10 protein-coding genes are annotated in these 12027 nt (G+C 45.6%); 8 read left to right on the top strand and 2 right to left on the bottom strand.

Features of this window, described 5'->3' with window-relative positions:
• Positions 1 to 313: 313 nt before the first annotated feature.
• Positions 314 to 805: a hypothetical protein gene (locus ACHUFZ_RS20085; protein WP_394128542.1), complete on the top strand. Its 492-nt coding sequence runs from the start codon at positions 314 to 316 to the stop codon at positions 803 to 805.
• An 8-nt stretch (positions 806 to 813) separates the two neighbouring features.
• Positions 814 to 2319: a sensor domain-containing diguanylate cyclase gene (locus ACHUFZ_RS20080; RefSeq protein WP_394128541.1), complete on the top strand. Its 1506-nt coding sequence runs from the start codon at positions 814 to 816 to the stop codon at positions 2317 to 2319.
• A gap of 29 nt (positions 2320 to 2348) precedes the next feature.
• Here ACHUFZ_RS20080 and ACHUFZ_RS20075 read toward each other — a convergent pair whose 3' ends face one another.
• Positions 2349 to 3428: a PQQ-dependent sugar dehydrogenase gene (locus tag ACHUFZ_RS20075; protein WP_394128540.1), complete on the bottom strand. Its 1080-nt coding sequence runs from the start codon at positions 3426 to 3428 to the stop codon at positions 2349 to 2351.
• A 225-nt stretch (positions 3429 to 3653) separates the two neighbouring features.
• Here ACHUFZ_RS20075 and ACHUFZ_RS20070 point away from each other — a divergent pair, with 225 nt between their 5' ends.
• The 5 genes from ACHUFZ_RS20070 (at position 3654) to ACHUFZ_RS20050 (ending at position 10294) form a co-directional block, all read left to right on the top strand.
• The gene (locus tag ACHUFZ_RS20070) at positions 3654 to 4442 is read left to right on the top strand and encodes a TetR/AcrR family transcriptional regulator (RefSeq protein WP_004413580.1); all 789 of its coding nucleotides are present in this window, start codon (positions 3654 to 3656) and stop codon (positions 4440 to 4442) included.
• Between the two features lie 175 nt (positions 4443 to 4617).
• Complete coding sequence (locus ACHUFZ_RS20065) at positions 4618 to 7014, top strand: efflux RND transporter permease subunit (protein WP_394128539.1); 2397 nt, start codon at positions 4618 to 4620, stop codon at positions 7012 to 7014.
• Between the two features lie 12 nt (positions 7015 to 7026).
• Complete coding sequence (locus ACHUFZ_RS20060) at positions 7027 to 7821, top strand: outer membrane lipoprotein-sorting protein (RefSeq protein ID WP_394128538.1); 795 nt, start codon at positions 7027 to 7029, stop codon at positions 7819 to 7821.
• A 7-nt stretch (positions 7822 to 7828) separates the two neighbouring features.
• Positions 7829 to 9010: a hypothetical protein gene (locus ACHUFZ_RS20055; protein WP_394128537.1), complete on the top strand. Its 1182-nt coding sequence runs from the start codon at positions 7829 to 7831 to the stop codon at positions 9008 to 9010.
• A gap of 177 nt (positions 9011 to 9187) precedes the next feature.
• Positions 9188 to 10294 (top strand): GGDEF domain-containing protein, encoded by a 1107-nt coding sequence (locus ACHUFZ_RS20050; RefSeq protein ID WP_394128536.1) that lies wholly within the window; start codon positions 9188 to 9190, stop codon positions 10292 to 10294.
• Here ACHUFZ_RS20050 and ACHUFZ_RS20045 read toward each other — a convergent pair.
• A complete protein-coding gene (locus tag ACHUFZ_RS20045) occupies positions 10291 to 10773 on the bottom strand; it encodes a GNAT family N-acetyltransferase (RefSeq protein ID WP_394128535.1) in 483 nt (160 codons plus the stop codon). The genes ACHUFZ_RS20050 and ACHUFZ_RS20045 overlap by 4 nt on opposite strands.
• 255 nt (positions 10774 to 11028) lie before the next feature.
• On the opposite strand from ACHUFZ_RS20045, the gene pheS reads away from it, so the two are divergent.
• Complete coding sequence (gene pheS / locus ACHUFZ_RS20040; RefSeq protein WP_004413586.1) at positions 11029 to 12012, top strand: phenylalanine--tRNA ligase subunit alpha; 984 nt, start codon at positions 11029 to 11031, stop codon at positions 12010 to 12012.
• Positions 12013 to 12027 lie beyond the last annotated feature (15 nt).

The raw sequence follows: 12027 nt of genomic DNA, 5'->3' as shown, positions 1-12027 counted from the left end.
CACTAGCTCAGTTGGTAGAGCGCAACCTTGCCAAGGTTGAGGTCACGAGTTCGAACCTCGTGTGTCGCTCCAAATTTAAAACCCCAGCAGAAATGCTGGGGTTTTTGCGTTTATGGCCTTCTGCCTTTTAAACTAGTGCTTAATGTTTAATCCTTAATGAGTATTGTCCTATTTATACCCATCTAGATCGATTTTTGTTCATACTTTTTAGTGATTTTATTTTTAAATCAAATAAAATGACCAAAATATATAATGACAATGACACAAATCAGTGAGGTAAATGTGGATGAGTAGACCCAAAGGATTATTGGCAATGTCTCTATTCGTCACTGCTTTGATTGTCCTACCAGCGAAAGCCGAATCGATTGCTTCTTTTCCAAAAAACTTTCTCGATTGGCCGGTAGTAAAAGAGTCAGCAAATTTACCTGCCGATGCGGTTTTACCTCCCGATACATCATTATTTATTCAAGAGTCCGTAAGGGCATACAGTTGGATTAATAATGGCTTGGGCTCGCCGCTAACGATTAGGGTTAACCCGAACAAATTAGCCGAGTACCAAACTCATGGTCCTTATAGTGATGGCCCGACTGCTGTCGCTGTGTCGGAAGCACAAGGTATTGTCTGGGTAACAGAGCATATTGGCGGAGAAGCCGTGTATGGTAGCTATAACCGCCAAGGAGAAGATATTAGCCATCAACACCCGACCTTACAGCCGACCTTCTGCCAAAGCTGCCACACAACCTATAAAGATATCTGTATCAATGGAACATGTGCTGAGCCTGTTTTAGATGTGTACAGTGAGTGATTGCTTTCTTGAAGTTCCGAAAGTTACCTAAAAGGCTAGTGAAGAAGCTCTCGATCAACCAAATGTTGGTCGTATCGCATCTTCTTTTAGTGTTGATACTTGTATCGGGCTTCAGCTATACCCGATACCAGAGTGAGTGGAACAGGCACGTAGAGTACTCCGCCAGTTTAGCTAAGCTCACGCTTGCACCTCATATCTCGTTCATTTCCACGTCAGTTGCCGGTATCAACTATGCCAATTTAACCATGCCGGCGACCAAAGACTTGTTTGCATCTATTGATGATCTAGAGTTTCTCGATATTACTGGAACGTCCGATTATTCCGCGCAGACAATTCATGTCAGTTACTTTAAGCGCCTAGAGTACCTGTGGCGAGCGGATGTGAGCCAAGAAGAGCTGCACAAATTGGAGAGTAAACTCTCGGACTTAAAAGCTCAGATTGAGACAACAGATCCTGCGAATGCGGTTCGGCATAAAAAGCTTAAGTTCATTCAAAATAGGGTCAAGCGCGAATATGAAGCGGTTGCAGAGAGTATCTTTGTTTCTCAGAACATCTATATTCCTTGGCAAAAATCGCCAGTGAATAACGAAAGCTATTACCTAGATGAAGAGCTTTGTACCTTGAATATTGTGCTGCCGTTGAGAAACAAAAATGGTGGTGAGGTATGGGCGGTCTTTGATGCAAGCGAGCTTACTGCCTTACAACACTCATTGGTTGAAGAGATCATTGCCGAGGCGATAGTTGCACTGGCCATTTCATTAGTGCTGATTGGTTGGGTTTCTCATTGGATTGTGTCTCCACTCAAATCATTGGCTAATCACATGCGTTCCGACAACACCAGTGAGAATCTCAATACATTAAAAGAATTGGATAGAAGTGATGAAATAGGCCAGCTGGCACGAGCTTACCAAGGACTATTGAAGAAGTTGGATCACCAGCTTAATATCCTTCGTACGCGGTCGGATACCGATCCATTGACGGGTCTAGGCTCACGTTACAAATATTCACGCACCGCGATTCCATTTTTAAAGCACCACCTTTCCAAAGGCCAATATGTTGGCCTGATTGTGTGTGATGTCGATAATTTTAAAGCATTTAACGATGTCTATGGCCATACTGAAGGGGATAACGCTCTGTCACTTGTCGGCTCAAAGATGAATGAGCTTGCAAGGGATACCGATTTGGCGTTCCGTTATGGTGGGGAAGAGTTTGTACTACTTTGCGCTCGACCTGAAATGAATCAGTTGATCAACTTTACTGAGCGGTTAAGAAAAGAGATTGAAGGCTTAAATGTCACTCATGAAGGCAATCAGCCCTATGGCACACTGACGATAACGTTAGGCGGCTCAGTGGCTACATTGCAGGATATCAACACACATTTCATCACCCATAGAGAACTGCAAGAGTCGATGTTTAATGTCGCTGACAAAGCACTCTATGTTGGTAAACAGAACGGCCGAAATCAAGCGACATGGTCTGGTAGCAAGGCAGAGAGTGCAGATACGCCAAGTTAATCCTAACGGTTAATACTGTGGTGTATTGACTATTGGCCGCCAGTTAAGCGATAGATCTTGCCGCTATCGGTGCTGAATATTATCTCACCATTTGGCAGAGTTTCTATATCTCTGATTCGCTCACCTAACTGCTCTAGTATGCGTTGTTCGGATACCACTTCATTGCCTTGCAAGGTAAGAATATTGATATGTGTGAGCTTCAAAGCGCCAGCGAGCAGCTTGCCATTCAACTGAGGATGCGTATCTCCTCGATAAAGAATCAACGATCCCGGAGCAATTGAGGGAACATACACCTTCTTCGGTGCATTTATGCCTTCTTTTTCTTGCGCTTCACCAACCTTTATCGGTCCCCAGTATTCCTTACCATGTGATGTGAGCGGCCAGCCGTAGTTTGCGCCTTTCTCAATTAGGTTGATTTCATCGCCCCCTCTTGGTCCGTGTTCAATTGACCACAGTTGATTCTTTGCTTTATCAAAAAATAGCCCTTGAGGATTACGGTGGCCATAACTCCATATCTCCGGTTTCACGCCGCCATCAGCGACAAATGGGTTATCCGCTACTGCTTGACCCGCTGGGGTGACGCGCAAAATCGTTCCTGCATGGGTTGCTAAGTTCTGCCCATTGCTGCGCTCGCCACGGTCCCCGACGCTAAAATAGAGTGATTGATTGTCAAAGGTAATTCGACTGCCGAAATGGCGTCCGCCGTCTGAACCCGAGTGAGTAGTAAGCAAATCTCGCCATTCGGACAATTGACCCTGAGTGAACTTGGCCGTGCTCAAGGTCGTTTCAATGGCTTTGCCCACTTGTTTGGCGTAGGTGAAATAGATCTGTTGATGATCAAAAGGGGATTGGGTAATGTCGAGTAGTCCTCCTTGCCCAGAAACACGCACATTAGGGTGTGAACCAATGGCTGAGTAACTGTTATTGTTGAGGTTCAGAAGGCCAACAGTGCCATCTTTTTCACTGACCAACACGCGGTTGTTGCCAACGTAACTTAAGCCCCACGGCACGTTAAGCCCTTCGGCTAATACCTCACCATTCCAGTTGCTGGCGTGTGCAGTGAAAGAGACCATCAGTGATATCGCCGCCAAGTAGACCCAATGTTTCATCGTTAACTCCCTTTAAACATCTTGCTGCACAAAGAGTAGCATTAGTGAGAATTTATAGCTGTCATAAATGTTTTTTATAAATTCGCTTGAATTGATCAATATGTGCGCTATTATGACGAAGTGTCAAAAATGACGATGCGTCACAAAAGTGATTTATCACGTCGTCGTTATTCGTGTTACAATTAGCATGTTAAGGAGTAATGGACTGAAACGGATTGATTGATCATGTTTGGCTTTGGCTGTAAAAAAAGTGATAAGAGTGAACGCTCTGGGTGCAGTTTTGGTAAATCCAAAAAGCAGCAGGCGATTGCAGATAGAGAAGTAGAGCTTACCCTGTTAGCTAAATCATTAGTGCAAGAGCAGGGCTGGAGTAACTTGTCTATGGATAAGTTGACTGCGGCGAGTGCCTACTCGAAAGGGACTATCTATAATCATTTTTGTAGCAAAGAAGATGTGATCCTCGCTTTGTGTATTCACTCACTAAAAAGTGAAGCGATATTGTTCGCTAGAGCTGCCGAATTTGAAGGTAGCACTCGTGAGAAAATCGTGGCGATGCACGTAGGTTATCGAATCTATGCGCGTATGGAGCCAGTGCTTTCAACGTGTGCCATCATGGCTAAGAGCCCATGGGTACTCGAAAAAGCATCCCCAGAGCGAGTAAAAGAACTCAATGAATTAGAAGAACAGGTGATTAGCAGCGCAGATCAACTGGTCAATTTTGCAGTGGAGCAAGGTGACTTAAAGTATTCACCAGGAATAGGCTCAGATGCGATAGTATTTGCTAACTGGTCGATTGCTTTCGGCTCTAACGCTTTAACGCAGAATGCTTCTAATAGTCATTGTATTCACCGTCTTCAAGACCCATTTTCTGTTTTACATAATGCGAATATGTTGCTTGATGGTCTTAGCTGGAAACCACTCTCCACTGAGTGGGATTACCGCAAGACTTGGCAAAGAGTAGAGCAAGAATTGTTTGCTCAAGAGGTCGAATATCTACAGTCTGTCGGCCGCTAAACACTCTGACTAAAAAGCCCTATTGGGCTTTTTAAAGCAACGTTTGTGACGAATCGTCAATAAATGACACTCGAACTTTGGTTCGGTCTTTCATTTGAGTTTTGTTACTTAAATACCAGCACTTGCTGGTTTTTAAGTAATGAATTTTGACGAAACGTCACAAACGGAGAGTGTGATGAATACCAGACAAATAACCTCAAAACAGCCCTCTAATTGGCTAACAATGCCCACTCGTTTAAGTTGGTGGGTGTTACTTCTAACTATGCTGATGGTTGTTGCGGCCACCATTGGCGGCAAAAACCTCTATTTTAGAGGCGACTACAATATTTTCTTTGATGGCGAAAATGCCCAGTTAAGAGCGTTTGATGAGATTCAAACCACCTTTGCAAAGTCAGATAACCTCGCCATTGTTATTGCGCCTAAAAGTGGCAACGTCTTTGAGCCAGAAACCTTAACCCTCATTCAGCGTCTTACTCAAGATGCTTGGCAAGTCCCATATTCTAGCCGTGTTGACTCGTTGGCAAACTATCAACATACCGAAGCAACCGAAGACGACCTGATTGTTGAAGATCTCTTGCTTGATGAGTATCTCCTGACACCTGAACGCATCGCCAAAGTGAAACAAATTGCGCTCTCTGAACCGGTTATCAAACATTCTCTGGTCTCAGAAAAAGGTGATGTGTCGGTGGTAAACATTACCATGCAACTGCCGGAAATTGATGAAACCGCTGAAGTACTTGAAGTTGTGGCAGCAGTGAATCAAATGATCGCGCAATACCAAGCTGAATATCCAGATGTAGAGTTCCATAAGGCAGGGATCATTGCGATGAACCATGCCTTTATGGTTGCTGCGCAAGATGATAGTTCGACTCTGGTTCCGACTATGTTGCTGGTCATCTTGCTGTTCTTAACCTTGATGTTGCGCTCCGTGCTGAGCGTAGTGGCAACTCTTATCGTTATTATCGGTTCAGTCGCGGCAACTATGGGTCTTTCTGGCTGGGCAGGCATGTTTCTTAGCACCGCTACGGTCAATATCCCAACCTTAGTGATGACGCTGGCTGTTGCCGACTGTGTTCATGTCATCGCAACGATGCGCCAAAACATGAAGCTTGGCCACAGCAAACGCTACGCGATTGATCAAAGTGTCAGCGTTAACTTTATGCCTATTGTTATTACCTCTATCACGACCGCAATCGGCTTTTTGATGATGAATATGTCTGACTCTCCGGTGCTGCGAGACTTCGGTAACTTGGCCGCCCTTGGCGTGATGATCGCCTGTCTACTGTCACTATCTATGCTGCCAGCAATGCTTAGAATCTTGCCGATTAAAGTCAAAGCGGTTGATGCTCACAACCCAGAGCCTAGTGATGTAATGGACAAGCTAGGTGATTGGGTGGTTCGAAACAGAAAAGTACTGCTGCCTGTCTCTGCGATGGTGATTGCTGTCTCTGCAAGCTTGTTACCGCTTAATAAAATCAATGATGAATCTGTCAAATATTTTGATTCTCGTAGTGAGTTCCGCCGAGCGGCTGATTTTATGGAAGAGCGCATCAGCGGTATGAGCAACATCAATATCGTGGTCAAAAGCAATGAATCTCAGGGTATTGCGGATCCTACCTATTTGCAGACTATTGGTGAGTTTTCCAAATGGCTGCGTGATCAACCAGAAACGGATCACGTTGCGACGCTATCGGATGTGTACAAGCGTTTGAACAAAAACATGCATGGCGATGAGAACAGCTACTACACCCTGCCACTGGACCGAGAGTTAGCTGCGCAATACCTGCTGTTGTATGAAATGTCGCTGCCGTATGGCCTTGACCTTAATAACCAGATCAATGTTGATAAGTCTTCGATCAAAATGGTCGCTACTGTCGCTAACCTTGGCAGCGTCGAGATGGTTGATCTTGAAAATCGTATTTACGCTTGGTTTAACCAACACGCGCCGCAGTATGAGGTTGTCGCGTCGAGCCCAACCTTGATGTTTGCCCACATTGGCGAAACCAACATGGAAAGTATGTTGGCGACCTTACCAATCACACTGATTTTGATTTCTGCATTAATGATTTTCTCGCTGCGCTCACTAAGGCTCGGCATCATTAGTGTGGTACCGAACATGGCTCCAGCAATCATTGGTTTTGGTCTATGGGCGCTGTTCTCTGGTGAAATCAACCTTGGTCTGTCGGTGGTAGTGACGTTAACGCTTGGCATCGTGGTGGATGATTCGGTGCACTTCCTCTCCAAATATCAGCGAGCGCGTAAGCAAGGGCAAAGCGCTGAAGAAGCGGTTCGTTACGCTTTCCACACCGTAGGTCGTGCATTGTGGATCACTACCGTCGTTCTAGTTGCGGGTTTCTCGGTATTGGCGATGTCGAGCTTCAGACTCAACGCTGATATGGGGCAGCTCAGTGCGATCGTTATCTTCATTGCCTTAGTGGTTGATTTCGTTTTCCTGCCAGCACTGCTGATGAAGTTTGATACCGCGAGCTATAGCCAAGACGAGCCGCAGACCTCGAGTGCAACAACTAATCCAGCAACAACTACTCCAGCAACGACTCAATTACAAAGTTAAAAGGATGTCACGATGAACATAAAAGACAGCTCAATAATCAAAACCATCGCGCTAACAGCTTTGTTAGCCCTTAGCAGTCAAAGTTATGCATCACCAGAGAAAGGGCTGGAGATCGCCAAGGAACGTAAAGCGCGTGACGAGGGGTGGGGGGACTCTGTTGCCACCATGCAGATGATTTTGAAAAATGCTCAAGGTGAAAGTAGCACCCGAGAAATGCGTTTGAAGTCGTTTGAGGTGGCGAATGATGGCGACAAGGGACTGACTATTTTCGATCAACCACGTGATGTGAAAGGAACCGCGTTTCTCAATCACTCGCACAGTGTGGAAGCGGATGACCAGTGGCTCTACCTTCCGGCTCTAAAACGGGTTAAACGTATCTCATCGCGCAATAAATCTGGTCCGTTTATGGGCAGTGAATTCGCCTATGAAGATCTCAGCTCGTTTGAGCTTGAAAAATACACCTTCAACCATATAGGCAATCAAGAACTTAATGGCGTCACGACCTATCTATTAGAGCAAACGCCAACGGATAAAAACTCCGGTTACACCAAGCAACTGGTCTGGCTCGACACTGAGTATTATCGCCCGCTTCAGGTCGAGTTTTATGATCGTAAAGGCACATTGCTCAAAACGCTCAAGTTTGATGACTACAAACAGTACCTTGATAAATATTGGCGTGCTCACAGCATGGCTATGGTCAATCACCAAACGGGAAAAAGTACCTTGCTAACAACCAGCCTGTTGGATTTCCAAACGGGGCTGAATGAAAAAGATTTCGAAAAGAACGTCCTTAAACGTGTGAAGTAGAGGTGCTATGAAAGCTGTCATCAATCTAGCTGGTCGGCTAACGGCCAGCACATTGCTCACTGTGATGGCGTTACAATGTCACGCAGTTGAGTTGTCGGGGCAAATTAATGTAGAGCATCGCCAATTTGCCGACCGCGGTTTACAGGGACAAGATAAAGGGCAAAGTTCGATAGTATTTCAGCCTGAATTGTATTGGGAACTTGGGGATTCAGTCGATTTTACCTTTACGCCGTTTTATCGCTTAGATAGCTTGGACGAGAAGCGCAGCCATGGTGATATTCGTGAGGCGCTATACCTCACCTATTGGGACGACTACGAGCTGCGTGCAGGCATCGGCAAGGTCTTTTGGGGCGTTACCGAGTCTGCTCATCTTGTCGATGTCGTTAACCAGACCGACGCTATTGAGTCGGTCGATGGGGAAGATAAACTCGGTCAGCCGATGGTACATTTCACCTCAATCAAGGAGTGGGGCACTGTTGATGCGATGATCTTGCCCTATTTTCGAGAGCGTACCTTTGCCGGCGTTGACGGTCGATTAAGGCCAACGGTTCCGGTATCAAGTGATGCGCTCTATGAATCCTCTCGGGAAGAAAACCACATCGACTACGCCGTCCGATACTCACAAATGTTAGGCGATTGGGATTTTGGTTTGAGTTATTTCCAAGGTACCAACCGGGACCCTTATTATCAAATTCATGGCAACGAGTTAAAACCTTATTATTCGCAAGCCAAGCAAGTTGGGGTTGATATTCAAGGCATTGTCGGTGATTGGTTGTGGAAAATAGAGAGCATTTATCGCGACAGTTTTGACCACCATACGGGTGTTGTTGGCGGCTTTGAATACACCATAGTCGGGGCGTTCGACACGGTATGGGATATAGGTCTGATAGCGGAGTATTTGTATGACAGCCGCGGTAATAACGCCCAGTCGGTCGGCCAGAATGATCTTTTTGCTGGCACTCGACTGGCGCTAAATGATGAAGACAGCACTGAGGTTTTGTTTGGTATCAGTCAAGACCTTGATAATAGTGACGTATACAGTGCAAAACTGGAGGCTTCAAGCCGGTTAACCAATCATCTGTCTTGGACGGTGAATGGCTGGTTGTTTGAAAATGAAACGCCGGATGACCTACTCTATTTCGCGCGAAAAGACGACTTTATTGAGTTTTCATTGCAGTACTACTTTTGATAAAACGTGATGCGTGACATCGATTCCAAATAAAGGGGGCTGATCCAGCTCCCTTTTTTGTTTCTTGCCACTTAGATTTGTCTGCTAAATATGTAAAATCCTCATAATGATAAGGGTAATTATAAACTGCTAGACTTAATGAATAGTTCTAGCGGGAACATCTAAAGGTATTGGTCAATGAAGTCATTTGAATGGGATAGCTGCTACGAAACAGGTATTCACGACGTGGATGAACAGCATCAGTATCTTGTCGGGATCATCAATCGTTACGGGGCGTTAATCGCTGAGAACAATATTTCTTTGCATGATATTCGTATGGCTCTGTTTGAGTTGTCTCGTTACGCTGAATTTCACTTCAAGGAAGAAGAAGCACTGATGCGCAGTGTTGGTGTGTATGAGAAGCACATCGAAGAGCATATCAAGATCCACCGCGCTTTCATGGCGGACATCATCAGTATGCAGGCCTTCATTAGTGAAGAAAACAAGAAGGCTTCTGAGCACTTATTGAATTTTTTAATTCATTGGTTGGCCTACCACATTTTGGGCATCGACCAGAACATGTCTCGTCAGGTCGCACAGATCGAATCAGGAGTAGATCCTAAGATTGCTTGGGAAGCGGAAGAAAAAAAGCAAGACAGTTCAACCGAACCTTTACTTAAAGCGTTAAGTGGACTGTTTGAGCAAGTTTCCGAACGAAACAAGGAACTGCTTGAACTCAATCAGAGTCTTGAAGATAAAGTGCTAGAGCGAACCAAGCAGTTGTCGCGAGCCAATAAACAGCTAGAAGAATTGACCTTAACCGATTCCTTAACTCAGCTTCCAAATCGCCGCTGTGCGATTCGTAAGTTGAAAGCGTATTGGCAGGAGTCGGCAGACAATGACGAGCCTTTGGTGTGCATCATGATTGACGTTGATTACTTTAAGCAAGTCAACGACACCGCAGGCCATGACGCGGGTGACAGGTTACTGGTTGAGCTTGCACAAACTCTCGCCGATTCGTTCCGCAGTGATGATTTAGTATGTCGCCTAGGTGGTGACGAGTTCTTTGTTATATGTCCGAACACGGAACTGGAAGGTGGGGTGCATATCGCAGAGCTTGTCCGTCACAAAGTGAATCAAATGCTAGTGCCGGTTGGCGAAAGTGTGTGGCGTGGCAGTATTAGTGTCGGAGTCGGGGAGCGCAAGCCTGAGATGGCAGACTTTAACGATCTGATCAAAGCCGCTGATAACGCAGTTTATAAAGCGAAATCAGCAGGTCGAAATCGAGTTGAGCAAGAAAGTTAAAGCTGCTTTAACATCCATACATCACATTTACCATGCTCTGTGCCATCGAGCGCTTTATCGAGATGCTCAAAGCCAAGCTTCTCATAGAGCTTGATGGCCGAAGTCATAGAAGAAAGCGTGTCTAGATAGCAGGCGTTAAACCCTTGCGCAGCTGCAAAGGAGAGGCACTGTTCACTCAGTGCTTTGCCTAGACCTAATCCGCGGCTTTCCGGCAATAAGAATAGCTTTTTTAGCTCACAAACTTGCTCTGAGTTATTGAACGGGGCAACTCCACAACCGCCAACAATTTTGCCATCTAACGTTGCGACTAAGTAAAGGCTCTTAGTGTCAGCGATATAATGCGCGCTCATGGCATCAACTTCAGGATCGGAAGGCCCAAACCCTTCGCCAACAGCACCAAATTCAGCCCCCACAGCTTTAATGATGGCGCGGATTTCCGCATCCTGCTCGCAGCGAATTGGCTCAATCAAAACGGTCATATTAAATCCTTATAATGCAGCTTAGTGATTAAATAACTGGGTGCTAAAAGGCTTTTTATCAAGCGCTCAGCCGAAATTTTACCCAAAGGCAGTAAATAGCGTGATTTCAATTTGGATTTGACCTTGTCATTCGTTACTATGTACAGCTATTTATAGACCCAAGATCCCTGTCGGGTAATCGCAGTTTGCGCTTAACCCAGAATGGACACTACCACTTATGCCTATTGCATGTAGGTGTAGGTAGATGAGGAAACGATGCAACATCTAGAAGAGATCATTGCTAACGCGAACGCCGCTATTGAAGCAGCAGATTCGTTAGTTGCACTTGATGAAGTGCGTGTTCAGTATCTAGGTAAGAAAGGTGAGTTAACGGCTCAACTTCAAAGCCTAGGTAAACTACCACCAGAAGAACGCCGTGAAGCTGGTCAAGAGATCAACAAGGCGAAAGGCGTTGTTCAACAAGCTATCGCAGCTCGTAAAGATGCACTACAACGTGCAGAGCTAGAAGCGAAGCTAGCAGCAGAAACAATCGACGTGACTCTACCAGGTCGTCGTATCGAGAACGGTGGTCTACACCCGGTGACTCGTACTGTTGAGCGTATTGAACAGTTCTTTGGTGAGCTAGGCTTTAACACTGAGTCTGGTCCTGAGATTGAAGATGCATTCCATAACTTTGATGCACTAAACATCGCAGAAGATCACCCAGCGCGTACTGACCACGACACGTTCTTCTTTAACCCAGATCTAATGCTACGTACTCACACGTCTGGCGTTCAGATCCGTACGATGGAAAATGGCAAACCACCATTCCGCTTCATCGCACCGGGCCGTGTTTACCGTAACGACTACGACCAAACGCACACGCCAATGTTCCACCAAGTGGAAGGCATGCTAGTAGACGAAAACGTAAACTTCGCACAGCTAAAAGGCATTCTGCACGACTTCCTATGTAACTTCTTTGAAGAAGAAGTTGAAGTTCGTTTCCGTCCTTCTTACTTCCCATTCACTGAGCCTTCAGCAGAAGTAGACGTGAAAGGTAAGAACGGCAAATGGCTTGAAGTTCTAGGTTGTGGCATGGTTCACCCGAACGTACTGCGCAGCGTAGGCATCGACCCTGAGAAGTACTCTGGTTTCGCATTTGGTATGGGCGTTGAGCGTCTAACTATGCTTCGTTACGGCGTAAACGATCTTCGTGCGTTCTTCGAGAACGACCTTCGTTTCCTAAAACAGTTCAAGTAATCCAGGGGATACATC

Source organism: Vibrio hepatarius, from assembly GCF_043642085.1.
GTDB lineage: Bacteria > Pseudomonadota > Gammaproteobacteria > Enterobacterales > Vibrionaceae > Vibrio > Vibrio hepatarius_C.
This window is presented reverse-complemented; position numbering and strand designations above follow the sequence as displayed.